At 39.6% G+C, this 26,561-nt stretch carries 23 protein-coding genes, 1 tRNA gene and 1 pseudogene; 11 read left to right on the plus strand and 14 right to left on the minus strand.

Annotation, left to right across the window (positions count from 1 at the left end):
• Positions 1-106: 106 nt before the first annotated feature.
• Positions 107-1,540, plus strand: coding sequence for an NADP-dependent phosphogluconate dehydrogenase (gndA, locus tag N6B01_RS04085; RefSeq protein WP_262080051.1), 1,434 nt, complete (start codon positions 107-109; stop codon positions 1,538-1,540).
• Positions 1,541-1,971: 431 nt separating this feature from the next.
• On the opposite strand, the gene N6B01_RS04090 is transcribed toward gndA, so the two are convergent.
• Complete coding sequence (locus N6B01_RS04090; RefSeq protein WP_262080052.1) at positions 1,972-3,045, minus strand: tartrate dehydrogenase; 1,074 nt, start codon at positions 3,043-3,045, stop codon at positions 1,972-1,974.
• Between the two features lie 44 nt (positions 3,046-3,089).
• Positions 3,090-4,388 carry an MFS transporter gene (locus N6B01_RS04095; protein ID WP_262080053.1) on the minus strand — a complete coding sequence of 433 codons (1,299 nt, stop codon included), beginning with the start codon at positions 4,386-4,388 and terminating at the stop codon, positions 3,090-3,092.
• A 108-nt stretch (positions 4,389-4,496) separates the two neighbouring features.
• Here N6B01_RS04095 and N6B01_RS04100 point away from each other — a divergent pair, with 108 nt between their 5' ends.
• A complete protein-coding gene (locus tag N6B01_RS04100) occupies positions 4,497-5,411 on the plus strand; it encodes a LysR family transcriptional regulator (RefSeq protein ID WP_262080054.1) in 915 nt (304 codons plus the stop codon).
• A gap of 116 nt (positions 5,412-5,527) precedes the next feature.
• On the opposite strand, the gene pepT is transcribed toward N6B01_RS04100, so the two are convergent.
• Positions 5,528-6,745 carry a peptidase T gene (gene pepT, locus N6B01_RS04105; protein WP_262080055.1) on the minus strand — a complete coding sequence of 406 codons (1,218 nt, stop codon included), beginning with the start codon at positions 6,743-6,745 and terminating at the stop codon, positions 5,528-5,530.
• An 8-nt stretch (positions 6,746-6,753) separates the two neighbouring features.
• Entirely contained in the window at positions 6,754-8,364 is a 1,611-nt protein-coding gene (locus tag N6B01_RS04110; protein WP_262080056.1) for an ABC transporter substrate-binding protein, read from the minus strand.
• A gap of 264 nt (positions 8,365-8,628) precedes the next feature.
• Here N6B01_RS04110 and N6B01_RS04115 point away from each other — a divergent pair, with 264 nt between their 5' ends.
• A complete protein-coding gene (locus N6B01_RS04115) occupies positions 8,629-9,687 on the plus strand; it encodes a hypothetical protein (RefSeq protein ID WP_262080057.1) in 1,059 nt (352 codons plus the stop codon).
• A 226-nt stretch (positions 9,688-9,913) separates the two neighbouring features.
• Here N6B01_RS04115 and N6B01_RS15210 read toward each other — a convergent pair whose 3' ends face one another.
• The 7 genes and pseudogenes from N6B01_RS15210 to lipB all read right to left on the minus strand — a co-directional run bounded on the left by N6B01_RS15210 (position 9,914) and on the right by lipB (position 17,542).
• The gene (locus N6B01_RS15210; RefSeq protein ID WP_410007228.1) at positions 9,914-10,039 is read right to left on the minus strand and encodes a putative quinol monooxygenase; all 126 of its coding nucleotides are present in this window, start codon (positions 10,037-10,039) and stop codon (positions 9,914-9,916) included.
• A gap of 236 nt (positions 10,040-10,275) precedes the next feature.
• The gene (locus N6B01_RS04120) at positions 10,276-11,283 is read right to left on the minus strand and encodes an aldo/keto reductase (RefSeq protein WP_262080058.1); all 1,008 of its coding nucleotides are present in this window, start codon (positions 11,281-11,283) and stop codon (positions 10,276-10,278) included.
• Positions 11,284-11,334: 51 nt separating this feature from the next.
• Entirely contained in the window at positions 11,335-11,751 is a 417-nt protein-coding gene (locus N6B01_RS04125; RefSeq protein WP_262080059.1) for a MerR family transcriptional regulator, read from the minus strand.
• 144 nt (positions 11,752-11,895) lie between these two features.
• Complete coding sequence (locus tag N6B01_RS04130; protein ID WP_262080060.1) at positions 11,896-12,924, minus strand: hypothetical protein; 1,029 nt, start codon at positions 12,922-12,924, stop codon at positions 11,896-11,898.
• 454 nt (positions 12,925-13,378) lie between these two features.
• Positions 13,379-14,449: an A/G-specific adenine glycosylase gene (mutY, locus tag N6B01_RS04135; protein ID WP_262080568.1), complete on the minus strand. Its 1,071-nt coding sequence runs from the start codon at positions 14,447-14,449 to the stop codon at positions 13,379-13,381.
• A 115-nt stretch (positions 14,450-14,564) separates the two neighbouring features.
• Positions 14,565-16,493: pseudogene (parE, locus tag N6B01_RS04140) on the minus strand (DNA topoisomerase IV subunit B); the annotation flags it as partial.
• A gap of 314 nt (positions 16,494-16,807) precedes the next feature.
• Complete coding sequence (lipB, locus tag N6B01_RS04145; protein ID WP_410007229.1) at positions 16,808-17,542, minus strand: lipoyl(octanoyl) transferase LipB; 735 nt, start codon at positions 17,540-17,542, stop codon at positions 16,808-16,810.
• On the opposite strand from lipB, the gene N6B01_RS04150 reads away from it, so the two are divergent.
• The 5 genes from N6B01_RS04150 (at position 17,541) to gatA (ending at position 22,328) form a co-directional block, all read left to right on the plus strand.
• Positions 17,541-17,711 (plus strand): hypothetical protein, encoded by a 171-nt coding sequence (locus N6B01_RS04150; RefSeq protein ID WP_262080061.1) that lies wholly within the window; start codon positions 17,541-17,543, stop codon positions 17,709-17,711. The two genes, lipB and N6B01_RS04150, sit on opposite strands and share 2 nt — an antisense overlap.
• A gap of 67 nt (positions 17,712-17,778) precedes the next feature.
• Positions 17,779-18,450: a guanylate kinase gene (gene gmk, locus N6B01_RS04155; protein ID WP_182419059.1), complete on the plus strand. Its 672-nt coding sequence runs from the start codon at positions 17,779-17,781 to the stop codon at positions 18,448-18,450.
• A gap of 323 nt (positions 18,451-18,773) precedes the next feature.
• The gene (locus N6B01_RS04160) at positions 18,774-20,258 is read left to right on the plus strand and encodes a cobyric acid synthase (protein WP_262080062.1); all 1,485 of its coding nucleotides are present in this window, start codon (positions 18,774-18,776) and stop codon (positions 20,256-20,258) included.
• A gap of 200 nt (positions 20,259-20,458) precedes the next feature.
• Positions 20,459-20,746 (plus strand): Asp-tRNA(Asn)/Glu-tRNA(Gln) amidotransferase subunit GatC, encoded by a 288-nt coding sequence (gene gatC, locus N6B01_RS04165; protein WP_182419061.1) that lies wholly within the window; start codon positions 20,459-20,461, stop codon positions 20,744-20,746.
• Between the two features lie 100 nt (positions 20,747-20,846).
• The gene (gene gatA, locus N6B01_RS04170) at positions 20,847-22,328 is read left to right on the plus strand and encodes an Asp-tRNA(Asn)/Glu-tRNA(Gln) amidotransferase subunit GatA (protein ID WP_182419062.1); all 1,482 of its coding nucleotides are present in this window, start codon (positions 20,847-20,849) and stop codon (positions 22,326-22,328) included.
• Positions 22,329-22,405: 77 nt separating this feature from the next.
• Here gatA and N6B01_RS04175 read toward each other — a convergent pair whose 3' ends face one another.
• Positions 22,406-22,846, minus strand: coding sequence for a VOC family protein (locus N6B01_RS04175; protein ID WP_262080064.1), 441 nt, complete (start codon positions 22,844-22,846; stop codon positions 22,406-22,408).
• A gap of 261 nt (positions 22,847-23,107) precedes the next feature.
• On the opposite strand from N6B01_RS04175, the gene N6B01_RS04180 reads away from it, so the two are divergent.
• The 3 genes from N6B01_RS04180 (at position 23,108) to N6B01_RS04190 (ending at position 24,941) form a co-directional block, all read left to right on the plus strand.
• A complete protein-coding gene (locus tag N6B01_RS04180) occupies positions 23,108-23,701 on the plus strand; it encodes a cold-shock protein (RefSeq protein ID WP_410007230.1) in 594 nt (197 codons plus the stop codon).
• Between the two features lie 86 nt (positions 23,702-23,787).
• Entirely contained in the window at positions 23,788-24,060 is a 273-nt protein-coding gene (locus N6B01_RS04185; protein ID WP_182419064.1) for a hypothetical protein, read from the plus strand.
• Between the two features lie 278 nt (positions 24,061-24,338).
• The gene (locus N6B01_RS04190; RefSeq protein ID WP_262080065.1) at positions 24,339-24,941 is read left to right on the plus strand and encodes a YqgE/AlgH family protein; all 603 of its coding nucleotides are present in this window, start codon (positions 24,339-24,341) and stop codon (positions 24,939-24,941) included.
• Positions 24,942-25,584: 643 nt separating this feature from the next.
• Here N6B01_RS04190 and N6B01_RS04195 read toward each other — a convergent pair.
• On the minus strand, positions 25,585-25,890 hold the full coding sequence (locus N6B01_RS04195; protein ID WP_262080067.1) for an ETC complex I subunit: 306 nt from the start codon (positions 25,888-25,890) through the stop codon (positions 25,585-25,587).
• A gap of 397 nt (positions 25,891-26,287) precedes the next feature.
• Positions 26,288-26,364: transfer RNA gene (locus N6B01_RS04200), tRNA-Pro, on the minus strand.
• Between the last annotated feature and the right edge of the window lie 197 nt (positions 26,365-26,561).

Below are 26,561 nucleotides of genomic sequence, written 5' to 3' on the forward strand. Positions count from 1 at the left end.
CGACAATTGGGTAGCATCAGCACTTATCAATGATGAGGCAGTCTTTCGCTTCATTCAATATTCGTCTTTATGCTAATTTTTTTACTAAGTTGAAAGTGAGAAAAACGTGGAACAAGCAGAAATTGGATTGATTGGTCTTGCCGTAATGGGGGCAAATCTTGCCCTTAACATTGCGGAAAAAGGTTATCGCGTCGCCGTTTATAACCGTACTTATGCCAAGACAGAAGAATTTTATAAAAATGCTGGCGATCTGCAGGATAAAATCATTCCATGTAAAACATTGGAAGAATTTGCGGCTGCCATTCGTCCACCGCGTCCAATTATTATCATGATTAAAGCTGGTGAACCAGTTGACGAACAATTACAAGAATTAGCACCACATCTATCAGACAATGATATTATGATTGATGCGGGTAATGCCAATTTCCGCGATACAATCCGCCGCTTTAACACCTATAAGGACACAGGCTTGACCTTTATGGGCATTGGGGTTTCAGGCGGTGAAGAAGGTGCGCGTCACGGTCCATCAATTATGGTTGGTGGCACAGAAACCTCATGGAAGCGGGTTGAACCTATCTTAACTGCAATTGCTGCGCGCTATGATGGCGAACCTTGTGTTGCACGCATGGGCAATGACGGTGCTGGCCATTTTGTTAAAACCATTCATAATGGTATTGAATATGCTGACATGCAGATGATTGCCGAAATTTATGGCATTTTCCGCGAAGGTCTTAAAAAGGACGCGCACGATATTTCCAATATTTTTGGTGAATGGAATAAAGGCCGCCTTAACTCTTATTTGATCGAAATTACTGCAACGGTTTTAGGCGCAAAAGACCCAATATCTGGTATGCCCATGGTTGACATGATTGTCGATAAAGCTGGACAAAAAGGCACAGGCAAATGGTCGGTGATTGAAGCCCAAAATATGAATGTGCCAGCAACCTCGATTGAGGCAGCGGTTGCTGCTCGTTGTATTTCAGCTCTTAAAGATCAACGTCAAGCTGCAGCTAAATTATTTGGTGCGCAAAATACCAATTTTTCGATTCCATATGATGATGCGCTTAATCATGATTTGGCACAAGCATTGCTTGCTGCTAAAATTGCCGCCTATGCGCAGGGCTTTGTTGTGATGGCAGAAGCATCACGCGACTATAATTGGTCGTTGCCAATGCCTGAAATTGCAAAGATTTGGCGTGCTGGTTGCATTATCCGTTCGCAATTTTTGGATGATATTGCTAAAGCCTTTGTTGATGCACCAGATGCAGTTAATCTTATTGTAACGCCAACATTTGCTGCCATGGTTAAAGAGGCATTACCATCTTTACGCCGTATCACTTGCGCCGCATTGCAAGCAGGTCTGCCTGTTCCAGCTTTGTCAGCAGCTCTTAATTATTTTGATAGTTATAAGCAAGAACGCGGTACTGCCAATTTAATTCAGGCGCAACGCGATTTCTTTGGCGCGCATGGTTTTGATCGTATCGATGGCAAGGATATTCACCACGGCCCTTGGGGATCTGGTTTAGCTGATTTTAAATAAGCAGTTAAATGTAGTTAATGTGGTGCAGCCATTTACCGCTTACCCAATATCAATCTTATTCATTGTTTCAAGTCGCATGAATTATGGAAAAATGATAATCTTTGATTGATTTTGGGGGAGGGGTTGAAGCATGATCTGCTAATTGGAATGAAGTGGTCTGAGAATTTTTTTGTAAAAATCCAAGGATTTATTTGAGAAAAGGCGCTAAAACTTAAGAATATTCTTAAGTTTCCTCGACAAAGTTAGCACAAAAATTTCCTCATACCATTTCGTTCAAATTAATGGGTTCTGACCCTTGGGTGTTGGAGAGCTAAAGATGGGACTATACTTATCTTTAGCTCTCTTGACCGTATATTCTTGAGCCGCATTATCTTTGCAAAGAGCAATGATTCATGACGCAGCAGTTTTTAATTATATAATATTGATAAAACTTAAATATTGCTGCTTGCAATGGCATCTAACATTGCATCGGTTACCTCTTTTGTTGTAGCAGTGCCACCAATATCTGGTGTTTTAATATTTTTGCCACCAACAATTTCAATAGCATTCATAATTCGGTTAGCACCGCCAGTTTCACCTAAATGGTCAAGCATTTGCGCCGCTGTCCAAAAGGCTGCAATAGGGTTGGCTATTCCTTTACCGGTAATGTCAAAAGCTGAACCATGAATAGGTTCAAACATTGAAGGGAAACGGCGCTGCGGATCAATATTGGCCGTTGGGGCAACACCAAGGCTACCTGCCAATGCCCCCGCAAGATCAGATAAGATATCGGCATGAAGATTGGTGGCAACAATTGTATCTAGGCTTTCTGGTTTCAACACCATCCGCACCGTCATTGCATCAACCAACATTTTATCCCAAATCACATCTGGAAATTCCTTTGATACTTCCTCAGCTATTTCATCCCACATCACCATACCAAAGCGTTGCGCATTGGATTTCGTCACCACGGTTAACAGTTTTCGTGGTCGCGATTGAGCTAGTGCAAAGGCATAGCGCATAATGCGAGCAACTCCAGTACGGGTAAAAATAGATACTTCAGTCCCAACTTCCTCTGGCAAGCCTTTATGGGTACGCCCACCATTTCCTGAATATTCCCCTTCAGAGTTTTCACGCACAATAACCCAATCAAGAGTACCTACGCCGCAATTGCGCAAAGGCGGTACAATACCGGTTAATATTTTTGTTGGACGAACATTGGCATATTGGTCGAACCCCTGACATATGGGCAAGCGCAAGCCCCATAAAGTGATATGGTCAGGAATATCTGGCGCGCCTACAGCACCAAAATAGATCGCATCATATGGCTTTAATTGCTCTAACCCGTCTTTGGGCATCATTTCACCATTTTTACGGTAATAATCAGACCCCCAATCAAATGTGGTAAAGTCAAATTCTACGCCATTTAGCCGCTTTTCAACTGCTTTAATAACCTTAATGCCAGCTTCGATAACCTCAGGACCAATACCATCGGCTGGAATAGCTGCTATTTTATATTTATGCATAATAAACCTCTTTTATCCTTAAATATATTATATCAAATTGTCTTCTATTTTACTGGCTTGGTTGCCGACGCCAGAATAATGGTTAAAATACTTGAAACAACAAGCAAACCCGCTACAAAATATAAACCGCCGGAAAAACTACCGCTTTGATCTTTTATCCAACCAATCATTGTTGGTCCCAAAAAACCACCTAGATTTCCAATTGAATTGATAGTTGCAATGCCGGCTGCGGCGGCAGAACCTGATAGGAAAATAGTTGGCATGCTCCACATTGGTGGCTTTGAACAAGATATGCCAATATTAACGATGGTAAGGGTAAAAATTATACCTATGACGGACGAGACCATCGCAGCTAGCACAAGACCACAAGCAGCAACCAAACATGCAATCACTACATGCCAAGTACGCTCATTGGATTTATCGGAATGACGTGCCCAAAGGAACATAGCAACCACCGCAAATATAGCAGGAATTGCATTAGCAAAGCCAATCTCCAAAGAATTAAGCCCTGTTGTTTTAATGATTTGTGGCGCCCAAATCCCAAGCGTATACAGCCCTGCCGATGTGCCAAAATATATGATAGCAAGCGCTAAGACGCGAATATCAGCAAGCCCTGCTAATATGCTATGCTTGGCAGTAGCTTGTTTATTGCGCTGCTCATTCGCCATTGTTTCAGTAAGCCAATTACGCTCATCTCTACTTAACCAGTTTGCCTTTTCGGGTTTGTCTGTCATATAGAATAATACAACCACACCCAATATAATGGCGGGTATTGCCTCTAGAATAAACATCCATTGCCAGCCGGCATAGCCCATTAAACCATGCATCTGCATTAGAGCACCAGATATTGGTGAGCCAAATGCCGTCGATAGCGGGGCAGCAGCCATAAATAATGCAGTGACACCTGCGCGCGAACGCATTGGAAACCAAAAACTCAAATAAAGAATGATGCCAGGGAAAAACCCCGCTTCGGCTGCACCAAGTAAAAAACGCAAAACATAAAAACTAACTGGCCCTTGCACAAAAGCCATTGCACCTGAAACCAACCCCCATGTGATCATCACCCGCGCAATCCAAATTCTTGCGCCAACCTTATTTAAAATAAGGTTAGAGGGTACTTCAAAGAGAAAATAGCCAAGAAAAAAAATGCCTGCGCCTAACCCATAAACCGTATTGGAAAGGCCGATATCCTTATTCATTTCAAGCGAGGCAAAACCAATATTGACCCGATCAAGAAAGGCGATGAAATATAAAACCATGATAAATGGCACTATGCGCCAAGTAACCTTTTTTATGACCGCGTTACCATAGGTCACATGATCAGCTTTAACCTCTTGCTGCATGTCTTCCTCCCATCATGCAATAACTCCCACGCCATAAAAGCGCTCGCGAGGTTGGAAAAACAATGTTAAATTGATTATATAAAAAAATGGAATAATAGGGGAAATATAATGGATCTTGCCCATATCGAGTATTTTTTGCTACTTTGTAAAGAAATGCATTTTGGCCGCACTGCAAAAAAATTGAATATTGCTCCCGCCAGTCTCTCACGGCATATTCGAATGCTTGAGCAATCTTTCAATGTTCGGCTCTTTATGCGTACAACTAGAAATATTGTCCTTACCAAAGAAGGCGAATATCTTTTTAAACATGGTCCAGAATTATTAACACTTGCACAAACAATTACGCAGAATATCGCTTTAATGGAAAAAACTGAGAAAAATGAATTGCAAATTGGTGCAATGGATAGTGCTGCGTCTGGTCTATTACCAATGCTTATGCGTGATTTTTATCAAGAAAATCAAAATATCAAACTTTTCATGCACGAAGATAAAACAATTAATCTCATTCCGAAAATTCTCACCGGTCGGCTCGATATTGCGTTTATCCGCCCACCAGAACAAAAAAATCCATTATTGCAAATAATCAACCTTTTTGATGAACATATGGTTATTGCACTGCCTAGCAGTCATCCACTAGCCACAGCAAAAAAAATAACCATCGATGATCTTAAAGACCAACCAATGATATTACCAGAGCGGCGCTATCGCCCCCATAGCCATGATCTTGTCATCAATATTTTCAAAAGCAAAGGCTATAATATCAATATTGCGCAAATGGCCAGCGAAAAAAATACCATCATTAATCTTGTTGCTATGAATATAGGACTTGCGATTGTTCCATTTTGGACAACAAAATTAACCCAGCAAGGGGTTAGTTTTGTTGAACTGCACCTTACCGACAATGCAAACTTAATGCGGCTGCCCCTTGCAGTAGCATTTTTAAAAAACACCAGAGACGCAGCCCGCGAAAAGTTGTTTGAAATACTGCAAAAAAATATCAAAAACTATGCCGATGAACTTTAGTTTATTTTTGCCACAAACTGGCATAGTTTTCCTTTGCGAAGAGCCATATTAGCAACTTTAAGCTATTACCATCTTACATTATCTTCCATATCGGGATCTTCAATAGCTAAAGTTTATTATTTTTTTGCCTGCTTGATAATCTCTACAACCATTTCAGAAGCTTTTTTTAAGGAGTTAACTGGCAAATATTCAAAAATAGAATGAAAATTATGGGCCCCGCAAAAAAGATTAGGGCATGGCACACCTTTTTCAGTTAAAATAGTACCGTCAAAGCCACCACGCATCGGTTTTTTATCGATATTGAGCCCCATTAACGCCATAACATTTAGAGCAAGATCGGCCGCATAAGCGTTTTTGCCAGTTAAGCCTTCAGCAACATTTCGGTAAACTTCTTTATAGCGCATTCTTACGCATTCTTCACCAAATAGGGCTCTGAAACTATTGACTAAATCATTAACAAAAAGCCGGCGTTTTTCAAAATTATTGGCATCAAAATCACGTATATCCATAACCAAACTAGTTTTGGCGACATTGCCATTAATATTTTTAACCCAATAATATCCTTCGCGCCCTTGCGTATATTCCGGTCTTTCTCCAGCCGGCAACATGGCAATAAATTGGTGGGCAAAAAGCAGTGAATTGCGTAATTTCCCCTTAGCTGACATAGGGTGAGCTGCCTGCCCATAAAAATCAATGTGAAATTCACCGGCATTCCAATTTTCAAGCACGATTTCGCCAATAGCACAACAGTCAAGCGTGTAGGCAAAATCTACATTAAGAGCGTTAACATCAAGTGCTTTTGCACCAAGCAAACCAATTTCTTCGTCTGGAACAAAAACAAGTTTTACGACGCCATGTTCAATGTCAGGGTTTTGAACAAGAAACTGCACAGCATTCATAACTTCGGCAATTGCAGATTTATTATCGGCACCTAGCAAACTTGTGCCATCGGTTACGATAATTTGATCTCCAATATAATTTGCAATTTCAGGAAAATCATTTTGTTTTAAAACAATATTTTTTTGCTGATTTAAAACAATGTCTCCCCCCTTATAATTAATCACTTGCGCCTTAGTATCACCAACATATTCAGAACTGGTATCCATGTGGCAAACAAAGGCAATGCTAGGCTTAGCAGTGCTACTATTGGCTTTTAAAGTACCAATCGTAATTGCATGGTCTTGCTCTTCAACATCTAGCCCAAATGCGCGCATTTCTTTAGCCAATAATTCTGCCAACTGCCATTGGTTTTGGCTTGACGGTAATGTGCTTGCACCAGGAATAGCTGTTGTATTGATTTTGGTATATTGAATAAATCGATCAACAATGTCCATAATTGTACCTATTCTTCAATATCAACATCAAGAAAAGCATGAGAGCCGAAAGGATCTATTTTATAGTTTTTAACCTTGCTACTAATAGGCTGCTCAATAATTTGATGAGCAATAGGCAGCCATGGATTTTCTTGTGCGAAAATATCTTGTGCTTTGCCATAAAGCGCATTACGCTTTGCTTGGTCGGCGCTTATGCGAGCTTCTTTAATAAGCCTATCAAATTCTTCATTGCACCAATTTGCTCGGTTAACTGCGCCAATAGCATCACAGCCAAGCAAAGTACCTAAATAACTATCTGGATCAGCAATGCTTGGTGTCCAGCCAATAATCACCATTCCATCACGATCTTTGGCCAATGATAACTTCATATATTCAGCCCATTCATAGCTAATAATATCAGCAGTAATGCCAACTTTAGCTAAATCAACTTGCATTAACTCTGCCGCACGTCTTGCATTGGGCATATAGGGGCGAGAAACAGGCATTGCCCAAATCTTCATGTGCAAATCTTTAACCCCAGCCTCGTCAAGCATAGCTTTTGCCTTTACTGGATCATAAGCATCAACGGGCAGATCCTTATAACCTGGAATTGAAGGCGGCATCGCATTAATAGCAGGAAAAGCCGATCCTAAAAATACTGCATCAATAATAGCCCTTTTGTCTATAGCCATATTAATAGCACGGCGCACCCGCTTATCATCAAAAGGTGGTTGCAAGGTGTTATAAGCACCATAACCAACATTTAGGCCATCACGCTTTAAAATAGTTATATCCTTATTGCTGCGCATTTTTTCAATGTCAGCAGGGTTTGGATAAGCAATTACGTGGCAATCACCAGTTAATAATTTTTGATATCGAACCGATGCATCTGGTGTGATTGAAAAAATGAGACTATCAATCTTTTGCTTGCCACCCCAGTAATCGGGATGAGCTTTATAACGAATAACAGTATCGCGCTGATAAGCAACAAATTGAAAAGCACCTGTACCAATTGGCTGTTGGATTAAGCCATCCAACTTTCCTTCTTGCACCAGTTGATCAGCATATTCTTTTGATTGAATTGCTGTAAAGGTCAAAGAAAGCGACTGAATAAAAATTGCGTTTGGTTCATTTAAAATAAATTTAACTGTATGGTCATCAATCTTTTCTATTTTCCGCAATAATTTATCAAAGCCATAAGATGTATATTGTGGCCAAAGTCCATCACCATAAAGCGGGTTTTCCTTATTGCTTTGACGGTCTAGTGTAAAAATCACATCATCAGCATTGAAATCGCGCGTAGGTTTAAAATAATTGGTCGTATGAAATTTCACGCCTTGGCGCAAATGAAAAACATATTCCTTACCATCATCTGAAACCTCCCAACTTGTTGCAAGGCCAGGCTTAGTGTTTGTTGTTCCAATTTCAACATTGATAAGCTTGTCAAAAATATTCCACGCGGAAGCGTCATAACTGGGTCCAGAAAAATTGCGTGCAGCATCAAAGCCATCGGGCGATGCTTCAGAGCAATAAACTAATGTTTTTGCCTCAGCAGCACCTAGATTGGAAGTGCAGAGCGTAGCTGTAGCTAGCAAAGCTGAAGAAAATAGTCTTTTAAGCTTGATTTTTTTATGCATCATGTCCCCTACCATTTTATGCTGTAGCTCATTTTAAAGCAAAAAAGCCAGATTTTCCCAATTGTTTGATTTATGACAGCAAAATTATTCATCTGTCAATAATACAATAATTACTTATTAATATGGGCTAAAATAGTACTTAAAATTACGGTGACCAATATTTATGTTTCTACATTGACATAAATCCATAAATGCTGACTTATATAAAATTAAATATTTAAATAAAACCAGAATTAAATAGTTTTATATTATAAATTAGGAATATTTATGAGATATATTTTTCTAATAGCAAGTATTTTAACAAGTTTTATTGCGTTTCAAACTCATAGTTTTGCGAATGGTGGCCCAGTTGAAAGAGTGGGTCCAGTGCCAGAATTAAGTCCTGAGTTACAAAAAATAACCGATCATCATTATGATTATCCCTATTCTAAAAATTATACTTATCCCGATGAGATTTATGAGCGCAGAAAACGTATCGAAAATGATATTTACAGCAATTATATTCGGGAACGCATACCAGAACGTGGATCTGGAATTGCTAAGCATTTTAAGGAAGATAGTCAAATATATGCATTGGCATTAAAGATTGGTCTTTGTCAAAAAATAACAGATACAGAGGTTGAAGCAATCAAAGATCGCATTAACCAGAAGTATAGTGGAGATACCTTATTAGAATTAGCTATTGCTCAAATGAATTTGGAAGCTATTGATTTGCTTTTTAAATATGGAGCTGATCCTTTCATATCTTACGAGGAAGATTATGCACATGTCGATAGATCAGATTTAAATTTTATGTATCAAATGAGCGAAACATTTAACCCCGGCTTTAGTGTAGATGTTATTCGTCTTTTTGTAAAATATAAGCTTAATCCCAATCATGTATTCGGCCGAAAAATAAACGATGCAGCTTTTGGAGACAATGGCATGACGTTTCTTGCATATATGGTTTTAATTAAAAATGAATTAGCTTGGGTTTCATTAATGGAGGGCGGCGGAAATCCATGGGCAAAATTTAAGATAGGTGGTAGAATAATGAATATTGCAGCTTACGCTGCATCAAGCGAAGATATAGGCTTTTTAGATTATGTAATTGAAAACGGCTATTTAAAAACTGCGAGTAAAGAAGATATTGAAGATCTTATCGCCAAAATAATGGAAATGCCATTATATGCTGATTATGCGGGCACAGAAAGTAGGCAACGTATTTTACAATCAATAATTGAACAAACTGATATTGTTCCAACGAAAGAAATGTTTGATTATATCAATTGGCGTGGTAATAGCAAAACAGAAAGCATAGACTACATCCTTAGAAAAAAATATTGAAGCTGCACCAGATAACTGAGAAAGTTTACTGCTAGAAAATGCTCCATCAATCGATCTTGTTTAACTTTCGTTAATTGACACTTTCTCATGCTTATACCAGTAAACTTTCCCAGTTATCTAGCACAGCGCTTTTTTTCTATAAAGTTAACTTCTTATATTTCTTTGTGATCTAAAACTTTTACAACTTGCATTAAATCGAGTGCAAAATATTTTGGATGTAATCCTTTTACATGTGGCTATCAAAGGCTTCCTGATCTTTGAATATCTCCCATAGAATAAATCGATCAGCTATTTCCCTTCTTTGGAATAGTTTAAAAATTAAGCAGCCTAGTTCTTTTACTGTTTCATCCATTAATTCATTAATGCTTTGATTTGTATTTTTGTAATTATTAGAATTTGCTTAAAAAAGTTTTGGCAATGGGCAACAACGTAACAAGACCTTTGGTTGATTGTTGAACTGCTTATCGGCGCAAAATATTGCCTCAAAAACATCTTGTAAAAGTAGATTTTACATAATTTTTATCGGTCAGGCCACTGCTTGATAAAATATAAAATTCTTCTACAAGATGTTTTGATGGAAGCTTCGTTTTAACTATCTATTTCATGGCTTGAATAGTCAGGATAACGAGCGCCTTGGGCAGGAGGCAGAATTGCGCTAATTTCTTGCCAAATGGTTGAGTCAAGTTGAATATCCAAGGCGTGTAAGTTTTCATTAAGCCGTTCTGGTTTGGTTGTGCCGAAAATTGGTACAATGTGGTCGCCTTGGGCTAAAACCCAAGCAAGTGCCAATTGCGCCGGAGTAATGCCTAGCTTAATTGCATATTCTTTAAGTTTTTCAACCACAAGCAAGTTTTTGTTAAAATTTTCCCCTTGGAAACGGGGAGAATGTTTACGATAGTCATTATCCGCAAAGTCAGCTTGTGTTTTAATACTACCGGTTAAAAAACCACGTCCTAAGGGTGCATAAGGCACGATACCAATACCAAGTTCTTTACACGTATCCATAACCCCATTTGTTTCAATATCACGCGTCCAAAGTGAATATTCACTTTGCAGTGCAGTTAATGGGTGGACTTTATGGGCGCGGCGAAGCGTGGCTGCCGATACTTCAGAAAGGCCGATATGGCGGACCTTTCCTTCATCGACTAAATCTTTCATTGCGCCGACAGTGTCTTCAATAGGGACATCGCGATCAAGGCGGTGCATATAATATAAATCAATATAATCGGTTTTTAGGCGTTTTAGTGATGCTTCGCAGGCCGATTTTACATAATTAGGGCTGCCATTCACGGTCTTATTGCCATTATTATTATCAAGTCCTCTAACAAGACCGAACTTGGTAGCAATGATTAGCTTGTCGCGCTTCCCGCCAATTGCTTCAGCCACCAACTCCTCATTGGTATAAGGACCATAAACATCGGCAGTATCAAAAAAATTAATGCCCTTTTCTATGGCGCTATGAATGGTGTTGATACCTTGTTGGCGATCTACAACGCCATAGGCCCAAGTCAGCCCCATGCAACCAAGCCCCAAGGCACTTACTTGCAAGGCGGTATTGATTTCAGCTTTTGAATTACCAAGATCTCTCTTTTGCATGATTTTTCTTCCATTTGTTACGCTCAGTGCTTCTTTTGAAGCACCGGAAGATCAGGATTTTGCAAGTTGTCTAAAGCGGCTCTCCAAATCTGTATTGGTTGTGCCTTGTTCTATTTCTTGCTCAATGGTTTGGTAAGCGATGATTTTTTTATCAAGCAATTGAAGATTTTCTTGTAACTGTTTGATATCTTGCGCAACTTTTTTGCGATGCTGTTCTAATTTTTGCCGTCTCTCGGTAATGCTAGCATCGCCTTTATCGCGTAAAGTAGCATATTCAAGCATTTGCGCTAGCGGCATACCAGTTGCTTTTAAATTTTTTAAAAAACAAACCCAAGTTAAAATGGTCTTATCATAGTCACGCTGGCCACCGCCATCACGGTCTGCATAAGGCAATAGCCCAATGCGTTCATAATAGCGGATAGTATGACAGGAAAGACCACTGCGTTGTGCAAGTTCACCGATTTTCATTGCATATCCTTTCAACGCATATAGATTTACGGCTTAGAGTATACTCTAAGTCAAGCGTAAAATAGAAAAAAAAATACATATTTATTTTAATGCTGTTTTTAAGTGAAAAGTGATGGTTAGTCATCAATAATGGTTCAAAAACGATCACTTGACATCATTCATTGAAGGTACCCAGTTGATATAATCAAGTATTTCTTGACTAGGTATAATACCGCGCTTCGCAACGATACTACGCAATTGGCGTTGTCTATTTTGTGTATATAAATCTGATCTGAGTGCTAAAGTTGTCATGACATCAATCAATTCATCAATGTCTTCTTTACTAGCAGTTTCTAAATAGCCATTTTCTATGATATAATCTAAAAATGGTAGATTAAGACCCATTACTGAATGACTAACAATACTTTTGGGTTCACCTGCTATTTCCCATTGCAACCATGGATTGCCACCGCCTTCCATCAATGACACCCAAGCTAATTCATTGTGAATCAAAACCATATAGGCAAGAAACGTCATGTCATGGTCTTTAGAAGTTGCATGGTCTATTTTTCGATTGTTTACGTGATTGGGATTAAGCTTATATTTTACAAAAAGACGAATAACATCTACACTAAAACCTGGGTTAAAAGTATCGCTCATTTTATCCATAAAAGCTAAATCTGATCGGTCGACATATATATTTCCTTCCTCGTAAGATATGAAAGGATCAGCGCCATATTTAAAAAGTAAATCAATAGCTTCCAAATTCATTTGAGAAACAGCTAATTCTAATAAGGTATCTCCACTATACTTCTTATTAATGCGATCTTTGATTGCTTCAACCTCTGCATCTGTTATTTTTTGACAAAGACCAATCTTTAATGCCAATTCATATATTTGACTATCTTCCTGAAAATGCTTAGCAATTCCAGATCCGCTTTCTGGTATGCGTTCTCGAATATAATTGCTGTAAATATCATTTTCGATACGTTTTCTGCGCTCATAAATTTGATCAGGATAAGTATAATTTTTTGAATAGGGATAATCATAATTATGATCGGTTATTTTTTGTAACTCAGGACTTAATTGCGGCACTGGATCCACTCTTTCAACTGGACCACCATTTGCAAAGCTATGAGTTTGAAACGCAATAAAACTTGTTAAAATACTTGCTATTAGAAAAATATATTTCATATAATCCCCTTCAATATTGCTTAAAAATAATATTATATATTTACCTTGTCACGTAAAATTAATTTATTTTGGTGCTGTTTATTTATATTAATTAAAAATATATAATGTAATGAACTGGGTAAATAGCCATCAATGTTACCATTATGTTTATATTTTATCACGCTTATATTAATTAATGAAATATCATAGCTTAAAAACAACGCGCTTATAAGCTCAAAACATTACAAAGGTAGAAATTTGCAGTGTTTAATCTTCATGGTCATATATAATTATATTGAGGCGTGAGAAAATATAGGCATTATTACCGGCGGTAATATGAACCAGTCTTTGGTATATTGGTTACAACAAGGATGCTAGGCTCATCAAAAGTGGTAAGTTGAGTGTAGGCAATGTTTATCTATATTTGGCTTATGCGTTTTGTTGGGGCAAGAAGCCGTAAAAACGTCTTATCAAACTATGCGGCTCTTTTTATTTTGAAAGCATCGGGCAGGGCAGTTGCGATAATTTTTTTCATCACCGTTGGAAGAGCTTCATCATGCAAATCATCAATTGCAACCCACCAACCGTTTTTGAAATTTTGTTCATCAATATTATTGGCAAGATAAACCGACATTTCAAGACGGAAATGGGTAAATATATGGGTTGCTTCACCACTATAATGCCAATTGGCTTTGCTTGGTGCTTGGTTAAGATCGTGTTTTTCTTCTAATGAACCAAAATAATTTGGCACTTCGCTCATTTGCGCAAGCAAGCCTTTTTCATGCCGTTTTTGCAAAAAGACATTACCTTCTTTGGACAATAAGATAAAGGCCGCTCCTTGCCGTAAAGGCTTATCTTTTTTGGGAGCTTTAATGGGATAAATTTCGGGATCACCTTGCGCTAAAGCTTGGCAATTCGAGTTGATAGGACACAAAAAACAGCTTGGCCTCTTCGGGCTGCATAGGCTTGCACCAAGATCCATCATCGCTTGAGCAAAATCCCCCGGCCTATCATTGGGGGAAATAAGCGCCATTTTTTCACGAATTAATGGTTTTGCAGCAGGAAGCGGCGTTGATATGCAAAAAAGGCGACTGATAATGCGCTCGATATTGCCATCGACCACAGCTTCATTTTGATTAAAGGCAATGGCGGCTATGGCAGCGCTGGTATAATCGCCAATGCCGGGTAGTTTTTTCAAATCATTTATAGTGTTTGGAAATATGCCATTATAATCCTTAACAATCCTATCGGCGCAAGCTTTTAAATTACGCGCACGAGAATAATAGCCAAGGCCTGCCCAAGCTTTTAGAACATCATCAAGTGATGCGGCGGCCAAATTTTCAACCCTTGGCCATTTTTGTATAAATTTGATAAAATAGGCTTTTACCGCTTCAACGGTTGTTTGTTGCAGCATCACTTCCGATAGCCAAATTTTATAAGGATCAGGCTTTAAACCATTTTGTACGTCTTTGGGGCTAATACGCCAAGGCAGCACGCGATGGTGCCTATCATACCAATCCAATAATTGCTTTGCATGTATTTCCATAGCATCGATATAGGTGAGATTAGAACCAATTGAAAGATGCGCAGCTGCTTTTGTCAGCTGCGCATCTTTATTAAATAGCGATGGTTTGACCATTATTTATGAGCAGCCTTGCCTATTAAATGTCAAGACTTTCTGTATCGGCGAAGGCTGCATTTTCTTGAATGAAGCGAAAACGCGCTTCTGGCTTAGTGCCCATAAGGTCGCTTACGGTTTCTTTGGTCGCTTCAACATTTTCATCATCAATTAAAACCCGCAAAAGTGTGCGTTTTGCTGGATTCATGGTTGTTTCTTTAAGCTGCTCGGCACGCATTTCACCAAGGCCTTTAAATCGACCAATTTCGATTTTGCCACGGCCAGTAAACTGAGTTTTCATAAGTTCATCCTTATGAGCATCATTGCGTGCATAGGCAACATTGCCGCCTTGGCTAATACGGTAAAGGGGCGGCACCGCAAGATAGAGATGGCCGCCAGTTACAAGGGCGGGCATTTCTTGATAGAAAAATGTCATAAGCAGAGAAGCAATATGGGCGCCATCAACGTCAGCATCGGTCATAATGATGATGCGTTCATAGCGCAAATCTTCTTCGCGATATTTAGAGCGCGTACCGCAGCCAAGTGCTTGTATCAAATCTGCAATAAGCTGGTTAGCTGTTAATTTATCACGGCCGGCACTTGCGACATTCAAGATTTTTCCGCGTAATGGTAAAATTGCCTGATTGGCGCGGTTGCGTGCTTGCTTAGCAGAACCGCCAGCCGAATCTCCTTCAACTAGGAATAGTTCAGCGCCAAGGGCAGAATTTTGGGTGCAGTCGGCAAGTTTGCCGGGTAGTCGTAATTTGCGCACTGCGGTTTTGCGATTGATTTCACGTTCTTGGCGGCGGCGCAAGCGTTCATCGGCACGTTCAATCACCCATTCAAGCAGTTTGGTCGCTTCTTGTGGGGAGCTTGCAAGCCAATGGTCGAAAGGATCGCGTATAGCATTTTCAACGATGCGCTGGGCTTCCGTGGTTGCTAGGCGATCTTTGGTTTGTCCAACAAATTCTGGCTCGCGAATAAAGACGGAAAGCATGGCAGCTGCTGAAATCATCACATCTTCAGTGGTAATGATTGAAGCACGTTTATTGCCAATGAGTTCTCCATAGCCTTTTAGGCCGCGCAAAAGGGCAATTCGCAAGCCCGCTTCATGGGTGCCGCCTTCGCCTGTTGGAATAGTATTACAATAGGAATGGACATAGGCGTCCCCGCCATACCAAGCCACTGCCCATTCAACCGAGCCATGGCCACCGCGTTGATCGGTTTTGCCCGAAAATATTTCTTGGGTTACTTTAAAATCTTTACCAAGAGAGTTACCAAGAAAATCTTTTAAACCGCCGGGAAAATGAAATACTGCTTTTTCAGGTATTTCCTTGTTCGGATCCAAAAGGCTTGCATCGCAATTCCACCGAATTTCCACACCGCCAAAAAGATAGGCTTTCGAGCGTGCCATGCGATAAAGGCGCTCTGGTTCAAAATGCGCTTTGGGGCCAAAAATATCAGCGTCTGGGTGAAATCTTACGCGCGTACCACGGCGGTTATGAACTTCACCAAGGTCTTCCAAACCACCAAGGGGAAGCCCACGCGAAAAACGCTGGCGATAAAGGCGGCGACCACGGGCAACTTCAACCTCGCAATCATCGGAAAGTGCATTAACAACCGAAATACCAACGCCATGCAAACCGCCTGATGTTTCATAGGCTTTGCCGTCAAACTTACCGCCAGCATGAAGTTTGGTCATAATAACTTCAAGGGTTGATTTACCTGGTACTTGTGGGTGATTTTCAATTGGAATACCGCGACCATTATCAGTAACTGACAAATAGCCATTGGCATCAAGGGTTACATCGATAAAATTAGCGTGCCCAGCAACCGCTTCATCCATCGCATTATCAATAACTTCAGCAAAAAGATGATGAAGGGCTTTGGAATCTGTACCACCAATATACATGCCGGGCCGCAGGCGCACAGGCTCCAAACCTTCAAGCACACGAATGGCTGACGCATCATAGGCTTGTTCTGCTTTGGTATCATTGGTGTTAGAAAGCGGTAAACTACTCATAGATGTTTCCAATTTGGATGGTTCAGATTTATCTGTCGCAGAAATAACTGATTTTGATGTTGTCGGTTCGCTGGTTGCAACAAGTGTATCGTTTTCTCTATGTTCTTGTAAAGTTCTTATATTGTTTTTACTCAAATCTTGCGAGAAAGTAGCGAAAAGGTCATCGTCTTTTTTATCGGTCATATTCTTTCTGCTTCTTCTGTCATGCTGAATAGCTCAATTCTCTTAGCAATTTTACAGCAAAATTGCGATAACGTTGGCGTTTATTGTTTATCAATATCACCAAATATCTCGGCAAAAGTTTTTGCAAGGGCATTATCAACATCATCCATGGTGACAGGCAAGCCTAAATCCACAAGGCTGGTTACACCATGATTGGCAATGCCGCAGGGGACAATGCCTGAATAATGGGTGAGATCAGGTTCTACATTAATGGCAAGACCATGAAAGCTTACCCATTTTTTTAATCTGATGCCAATCGCGGCAATTTTATCTTCCGCAGGCTGCCCTATAATTGTTGATGGGCGCTCCGGCCGCACAACCCAAACACCAACGCGATCTTCACGCCTTTCGCCCTTAATATTAAATTCTGCCAAAGTGTCTATAATCCATTGCTCAATCGCTGCAACAAAAGCGCGAATATCCTCGCGGCGTTTTTTTAAATCAAGCATAATATAGACAATACGTTGCCCGGGGCCATGATACGTATATTCACCGCCGCGCCCTGCATCATAAACAGGGAAGCGATCAGGTGCAATCAAGTCGTTAATATTGGCGCTGGTGCCAGCTGTATAAAGCGGTGGATGCTCCACTAGCCAGATCAATTCTCTTGCATTATCGCTGCGAATAGCTTCTGCACGTTTTTGCATGAAGTCTAAGGCAAATTGATAATCCGTCAAGCCGCTTTCAATGCGCCATTCAACCGGCGCATTGTCAATTTGTGGCTTAAAGCTGTATTTAATATCGTTACGAAAACTGGGGCGTATATTTTGCGTCATGGCTCTTATTTATGATGTTCCTGTTAAGAATGCCAGTGTAAATATCAGTTACGCTTGCTTTTTAGGGGAAAAATTGGCTAATCTTATGGCATTTCCAGCAAAGATTGATTCAAGTTTTGCGTTTGGACAATGCGCCAAAATTTTGCGTTGGGAAAATGCGCCAAAATAAAGAATTTAGAGCACAATATTGCTTTAACAAAAAATAAATGTGCTCTAACAAAAAGAAAAGGCAAAAAATGACATTACCTCAAGATACAGCAACCAAAGTTGATAAAGCAATTGAACGCCGTGGTTTAATGCTGGTATTATCATCGCCATCAGGTGCGGGTAAATCAACCATCACGCGTCTCTTGCGCGAAGACCCTGAAATGAATTTGGCACTATCTGTCAGTGTTACAACGCGTCAACGCCGCCCAAGCGAAGCTGATGGTGTCCATTATCATTTTATTAGTGTAAAAGATTTTGAGCGCCGCCGTGATAATAATGAGCTTGCCGAATGGGCAGAAGTTCATGGCAATTATTATGGCACATTACGCGATAGTGTTGAACAGGTATTGTCGCAAGGTAATGACATGCTTTTTGATATTGATTATCAAGGAGCAGCGCAATTACAAGAAAAAATGCTTGATGATGTTGTTTCAATTTTCATTTTGCCTCCATCAATGAAAGAATTAATGGCGCGTTTGCATCGGCGCGCTGAAGATAGTGAAGATGTTATCACTATGCGGCTTGAAAATGCTCGCAAGGAGATAGCTCATTGGAACTCATATGATTATATCATCGTCAATGAAGATCTTAACATTTCGCTTACTGCAGTAAAGTCAATTATTGTTGCTGAACGATTAAAGCGCGCGCGCCGTCCTGGTATGCAAAATTTTATTGATTCACTCATAACAGAAGAAATTTAAATAATCATAATAAATATAAAACCGCGCTATACTTGTAATAAACAAGAATAAACGCGGTTTTCATATACTCAACAAGCTTTCATGATACGCAAACACTTATGAAAGCAATAAACTCCGGTACGCAGTACCAAATCCGGAGTGTGAAAGCAGCTTTAAGCAACCTTCGATTAGGATAAATAAAGCAATTGTGTTAATTCGAAGTTATCAATTGCTTAAATATTTATGAATTTTGCATTTTATTGCATGGGAAATGCACTTTTTTGCCATATTTCATAGGTGAAGAGTTTTTTTGTGGTTTTTCAAATTGATAATAGGAATGACATTTGACACGCGCAATCATGTTACAAGGCACCGGATCAGATGTGGGGAAAACTGTTCTGGTTGCCGGTCTTTGCCGTGCACTTTACTTGCGTGGTATTAAAGTTGCGCCTTTTAAGCCGCAAAATATGTCAAATAATGCCGCTGTTGCTAATGATGGTGGTGAAATTGGCCGTGGGCAGTGGTTGCAAGCCATAGCCGCAGGTCTTGAGCCGTCAATCCATATGAATCCAGTATTATTAAAGCCGCAAAGCGAAACTGGTTCGCAGGTTATTGTGCAAGGCAAGTTAACTACAACTGCACAAGGGCGTGATTATCAGGCTTTAAAAAAACAATTAATGCATGCGGTTTTAGATTCTTATCAAAAATTGCAAAAGACCGCTGATTTTATCATTGTTGAAGGGGCAGGATCACCAGCGGAAATTAATTTGCGCCAAAATGATATCGCTAATATGGGCTTTGCCGCTGCTGCTAATGTACCGGTGATTCTGGTTGGTGATATTGATCGCGGCGGGGTTATTGCTTCCATTGTTGGAACCCATACAATATTAGACCCAAAAGACCGCAATTTAATTGCTGGTTTTTTAATCAATAAATTCCGTGGTGATTTGAGCCTTTTTGATAAGGGCATTGCAGCAATTCAAAATTTTACTGGCTGGCAATCCTTTGGGGTTGTACCTTGGTTGAAGGCTGTTGCCAATCTTCCAGCTGAAGATTCCGTCATTTTAGATCGGGATTTTCACCAAGCAAGTGCTGCTAAATCTCATGCAAAAATAAAACATACAAAAATAAAAATTGTGGTACCTATTGGCCGCCATATTGCCAATTTTGATGATCTTGATCCTTTAAAGTCAGAGGATGGGGTTGATCTTATTTTGCTTAAAAACGGTGCGCCAATACCAAGTGACGCTGATATTATTTTGCTGTTAGGGTCCAAGGCAACAATTGCCGATATGCGATTTTTTCAAGAAATTGGCTGGGCTAAATCTATTCAAGATCACGCAGCAAGGGGTGGTCATGTCATTGGTATTTGTGGTGGCTTGCAAATGCTTGGCCAAATTATTGAAGACGCAGATGGCGTGGAAGGTAAAGCAGATAAAATTGCTGGTTTAAAATTATTGGATATTGCCACTAAAATGACCAAAACCAAAACAACACGCAATGTTAGCGGCATTCATAAGACCTATAATTGCTCGGTTCAAGGCTATGAAATTCATCTCGGGGAGACTTTAGGCAATGATTGCTTGAATAGTTCTATTTATCTTGGTGGGCAACAAGATGGCGCCGCAAGTCGTGATGGAAAGATCTGGGGCACTTATTTGCATGGAATATTTAATCAAGGTGTTTTTCGCTCAAAATTTTTAAGCAGTTTTGGTGCGCTGTCTCAAGGCGTATCACAACAAAGCATTATTGATGATGCCTTAAATGATATTGCCGCAGAGCTTGAAAGGGCCGTTAATATTGACCAATTATTGGCTATTGCACGTTAAAATTTTACGTATTTTTGAAAATGTCCAATAGCATATTGGGTTTTAAATGACCAATGACGTCAAATAATGCCAAGAATTTGTGCTTTTATTGGCGATAAACAATGACAAATATTGCACTTATTGCCATAGGCATGTATAGGATCTAATAAATTTATCTTTATCAATTTAGTGAAGAATACCAGAATATCAGGAGATATGGCATGTCGGTCGATTTGTCGACAGTGAAACGGGTAGCCAATTTGGCACGTATCGCTTTAAGTGAAGACGAAGCTCAAGCAATGAGTGAAGGTCTAAATTCCATTCTGGGATTTGTTGAACAATTAAATGAAGTGGATGTAACTGGTGTTGAACCGATGACATCAGTCGCACCAATGGCACTTGTTATGCGTGAAGATGTTGTAACCGATGGTAATAAGGCGAGCGATATTGTTGCCAATGCTCCACTTACTGAGGATAATTTTTTCCTTGTTCCTAAAGTTGTTGAATAAAGACATCAAAGCCGGATTTTTTCTAACTGATCAATCTGATTTTATATGATGTAAAACGATTGTATCCCTTATAGTTAGACCTCGAAAAGAGAGATTTACTATGACTGATTTAACCGCTCTAACCATTGCAGAAGCACGCGACCGTATGAAGGCGGGCGATTTTTTGCCAAGCGAGCTGACAAAGGCTTATATTAGCAATATTGAAGCTGCAAATGAAACATTTAATGCCTATGTTACCGTTACGGCTGATAAAGCGCTTGATATGGCAAAGGCAAGTGACGAACGCTTGCAAAAAGGCGAGGGACGTGCGCTAGAGGGTATTCCTCTTGGTATTAAAGACCTATTTGCCACTTATGATATTCATACACAAGCGTGTTCCAACATTCTTAAAGATTTTAAACCGCGTTATGAATCAACGGTTACCAGTAATCTTTGGGATGATGGCGCGGTAATGCTTGGCAAACTCAATATGGACGAGTTTGCGATGGGGTCGTCAAATGAAACATCTTTTTATGGCCCAGCAATTAATCCATGGCGTAAAAATGGCTCAACTGATGCTTTAGCGCCGGGCGGTTCATCGGGTGGTTCTGCTGCTGGTGTTGCTGCTCAATTATGCGCTGGTGCAACTGCAACCGATACGGGCGGCTCTATTCGTCAGCCTGCTGCCTTTACAGGTACCGTTGGCATTAAGCCAACCTATGGGCGTTGCTCGCGCTTTGGTGTGGTTGCTTATGCTTCGTCACTTGATCAGGCAGGCCCAATTGCAAAAGATGTGCGTGATGCCGCTATTTTGCTAAAATCCATGGCATCTTATGATCTTAAGGATTCAACATCGGTTAATATTGCAGTGCCAGATTATGAGGCTGCACTTGGCCGTTCAGTCAAAGGTATGCGTATTGGTATTCCAAAAGAATATTATGTTGATGGCATGTCGCCTGAAATTGTTGAGTTGTGGAATAAGGGCAAGGAATGGCTTAAAGCTGCTGGTGCAGAAATTGTTGACATTTCTCTACCCCATACCAAATATGCCTTGCCAGCCTATTACATTGTAGCACCAGCGGAGGCATCTTCCAATCTTGCTCGTTATGATGGTGTGCGTTATGGTTTGCGCGTGCCAGGCAAAGATATTCAGGAAATGTATGAAAATAGCCGTTCTGCTGGCTTTGGTACTGAAGTAAAGCGCCGTATCCTTATCGGCACTTATGTGCTTTCATCGGGCTATTATGATGCTTATTATCTTAAAGCTCAAAAAGTACGTAGCCTTATTAAAAAAGATTTTGATGATTCATTTGCTGCAGGCATTGATGCAATCCTTGCACCTGCAACACCAACTGCAGCCTTTGCCATTGGTGATGAAAAATTGAAGGCTGATCCGGTTGCTATGTATTTAAATGATATTTTCACCGTAACGGTTAACATGGCTGGTCTTCCAGCTATTACTGTACCTGCTGGGCTTTCTAATGATGGTTTGCCATTATCATTGCAATTGATTGGTCGCCCCTTTGGTGAAGAAACCTTGTTCCAGCTTTCGCATGTGATTGAACAGGCAACGGGCCATTTTCTACCAACCAAATGGTGGTAATAAAGAGATTAAAAAAAGGCCTTAAATTTTTAAGGCCTTTTTCTTTATAAGGTACAAGCTTTATCCTGCAGCAATCCTTACCAAGTGCCAGTGTTTTTCATTGAAAGCCAAGGCTCCATGGGTTCTAGGCTCTTACCCTTTTGCAATATTTCAATTGAAATATTATCAGGGGATTTAACAAAGGCCATGTGGCCATCACGTGGTGGGCGGTTAATCGTTATGCCATTATCCATTAGGTTTTGACAAAATTGATAAATATCGTCAACTTCATAAGCTAAGTGGCCAAAATTGCGTCCGCTATCATATTCTTGATCATCCCAATTATAGGTAAGTTCCAATTCTGGCGAGTTATCAGCCATAGCATCTTTACGATCATCTAATGCGGCAAGAAACACTAGGGTAAATCGCCCATCTTGGTTTTCTTTTCTATGGGTTTCAGATAAGCCGAATAATTTTTTATAAAAATGCAAGGATTGTTCTAAATCGCGCACGCGCACCATTGTATGAAGATAACGCATAATCGGCTCCTTTAATAGATCACATTGTTGGTTTATCCAAAATGGATGAAAGTTGACATCCACTATTCATCTTTTTTAAAAAATCAGAGTTAAATAGCGCCAACCCTATAAAGGTTGTGATCTAAATGGGAAAATACAAGGGGAGGTCTTGCTAGAATGGTTAACATAGATGTTATCTTAATATAAGAGAATCAAAACGCATCGAGCCATATTTTCTTGAATTGATTTTTCATGAAGCGATCTCGGGCAGGAAATGACGCGATGAAAGAAAAGCAACATTCTGATGACTTAAAGCAATTGCTAGATAAGATTGAGCCTATCTCAAACGAGATGGGTGAAATGGCTACTGCGCAAGTTACTGGGAAAATCAAATGGTTTGATATTTCTAAAGGATATGGGTTTATTACGCCTGATATTGATGGGATATCAGATATTTTATTGCATGTTAATGTTTTACGCGAAGGTGGCTTTCAAACGGCGCTTGAGGGAGCGCTTGTTCAATGTACAGTAAAACAAGGCGAGCGTGGGTTGCAATGTGTAGCCATTATTTCCATTGATATGACGACGGCCGTTCATCCTGCAGAATTACCACAAAGAACGCGGGAAATTGTTATTCCAACCAGTGGCTTGGAGCGCGCTATCGTTAAGTGGTTTAATCGCAATAAAGGCTTTGGCTTTTTATCACGCGGCGAGGGGACCGAGGATATTTTTATCCACATGGAAACATTGCGCCGCTATGGCTTGGCTGAATTGCGTCCAGGGCAAGTGGTGCTAGTGCGCTTTGGTAATGGTAGCCATGGTTTGATGGCGGTGGAAATCCACCCTGATAATCCAGTGACGTTTCAAGCCCATTAATAGACCCATTCATTATGCATTATTGTCTTTGTTATCATTAAATAGCAAAGACAATGATCAGGGATAGTTTTTAAAGACGGGGGCACATGTATAAAAGCATTCTTATGCTTGCTGGGGTTTTGATGCTTACGGGTTGTTTAACCCTAAGTGGAAATTATCATATTATCGAAATTGATGCCAAGGGCAATGAAGTTCCTTCCAAGTTGCACCTTTTTGCGCAGGGAAGAGGAATTTATACTATTCGTAATGCCTATTGCGCTACAAAGCCTAATGCTATTTTGCGCATTATCAATGACGATACTGGGCAAGAATTGAAGAGCGAAAGTCCTTATCGCTGCGGTAAACGTATTTTTAATTAATAAAAAAGGCATAGCTTTTATTTAATTTTAAAAAGAGAAAATCGGGTATAATAAGTGGCAAGGAATTTTTCTCGCCTATTATTGGTTGAAATTGCGCATAGGCGCATCCTCCCCTGTGACTGCAATGGGCCGAAAAGCCGCCGCCACCATTATTATTACAAAATTTATATGGAATGTATTATTTTCCTTGCAATCATTATTACAAGAAAGTTTGTTAATTTACTGTAATTTTAATATTTCCTCTTGTTATTCTGAAAATAAGCCATAACCTTAATTATATGGCAAACATTAATCTTGATCCTCATTCACATAATTATCTTAACGGTAAACTTATCGTCGCTATGCCCCATATGGCCGATGAACGGTTTGCACGCGCCGTTATTTATATCTGCGCCCATTCACCAGAAGGCGCAATGGGTATTATTTTAAATCAGGCGCAAAATTATACTTTTCCAAGCCTTCTGATGCAGCTTCGCCTGATTGATGAGGCGGCAGCTAGTCTTTTGCCACAATATTTATGGGATTTACCAATTCGCCAAGGTGGTCCCGTTGATAGAGGGCATGGCTTTGTTTTGCATTCTGATGATTATTGTAGTGATAGTACTATGCCTGTCTCTGAAGATGTTGGCTTGACTGCAACAGTTGATATTTTGGAAGCTATTGCTCAAGGGCGCGGTCCTAAAAAATCCTTGGTGGCACTTGGCTATGCAGGTTGGAAAGAAGGGCAATTGGAAGATGAGATTGTTGATAATAGCTGGTTGATTGCGCCATGCTCTCAGTCATTGATTTTTGATGGTGCACTTGATGGGCAATATCATCGTATTCTCGCATCAATTGGTGTTAATCCTATGCATTTGGTAGGGCAGGTGGGAAATAGTTAACCTTTCATACTGCTCGTTCAATGCGCTATAATCTGTTGATTTTTAAAATCAAATTTTGCTGCCAAGTGCATATCTTAATTCATCTTTGACTAAGTCGATTTAGATATCGGGTTGATAATGGCAAAAAGATGATTAAAGAAAGATTTAGATATTTTGATGAAAAGGCTTCGCCGTATGGTGCAAGTCGCTAGCTTGTAGAGATTATCATTGCAAAAAATGCTATTGATATAAATGCTTATTATCTTTTACGGGCTTCTTTGTATTAATGTTATCAAGATGGTGTAGTGCTTATCTTATGAAATATTATAAACATAAAATTGACGGTAATCATAAGTTGAAATAGGGTTTTTGCTATTCTTACGTTTTGAAATGACACTGCTTGATAGTGTATCTGTACTTGGTATAGCAAATAATAGGAGGGGATAATAATTTTATATTTTATCAAATATTCTAAAACAATTTTGCCCAAGGAGGGCGGCATTTTTGGTTAAGCTATGCAATTCGTTTAATTAATCAATTAATTTAAAAAGCAAAATAGATAATCAAAATTAAGGGTGCAACACTGCACCCCAATGTTATTATAGCTGTATTAGGGTAATGAGATCACCAGACTTATGATCTTTAAGCTCTGATTTTTATAAACTCAATGGGTCCAAGGCGCTTTTCTGTCTGACTTAAAATTATCAGAATAAGAAACATTCGCTCTATCTGGCTTATGGGCAGGTTCCACCCGATAAGCAATGCCTTCAGCTTTAGCATAAGCAATAGCATCTTCTAACGTGTCAAATTGCACACGCAATTGGCTTTTCATGTCGGCAGATGAAGTATATCCCATTAAAGGATCAATCATTTTGGCCTGTTCTGGCTCATACTGCAAAATCCAATAACCTGTTTTAGCTTGGCCCGACTGCATTGCATTTTTTGCAGGACTATAGATACGCGCAACCATATTCACTTACCCTTCAATTTCAATTCAATTATTGAAAGCATATTATATAGAACACTATGCCAAAAAAAGAATAAAATAACCATCAAGATTATTTTATAACTTCCACTGCTAAGAATTTTGATTCTTAATCACGGCCATGGCATTCTTATCAACTTTAGTTAAGCGATACAGCCCACAATCAATTATTGCAATTAAAATAATTCTAACATGGGTTGGAAATGAAACATTTACGCTTTAGCCCCATAGATAATCAAATAGGGAATAATAAAAAATTATTTTGGGGATTAATAAAAATAGGAGAATTTTTTGGACACAATATCCAGCATCTAATAAGAATTGTTTTTTTGAAGATATATTTTTTTGATATTTAATTCTATCAAATTACTATTTAAAGTAATGGTCGGAGCGATAGGATTCGAACCTACGACCCTCTGGTCCCAAACCAGATGCGCTACCAGACTGCGCTACGCTCCGACTTTTGTTTAAGAGTTGGTGTGTCTCTCAAGCGTGTTTGCTGTCTAAAAGGTTTGCTTTGAAAGTGCAAGTCCTTTTTTTAGTTTTTTTAAAAAAAATGTCTTTTTTTTTATTTTTTTTTGAATTCTGCCGCGGCTGTGGAAAAAAGTTGGCAAAAAAAACTAAAAACTAAAATCTATTATGCGCTTGTTTGAAAA

Source organism: Bartonella sp. HY406 (assembly GCF_025449315.1).
Taxonomy (GTDB): domain Bacteria; phylum Pseudomonadota; class Alphaproteobacteria; order Rhizobiales; family Rhizobiaceae; genus HY038.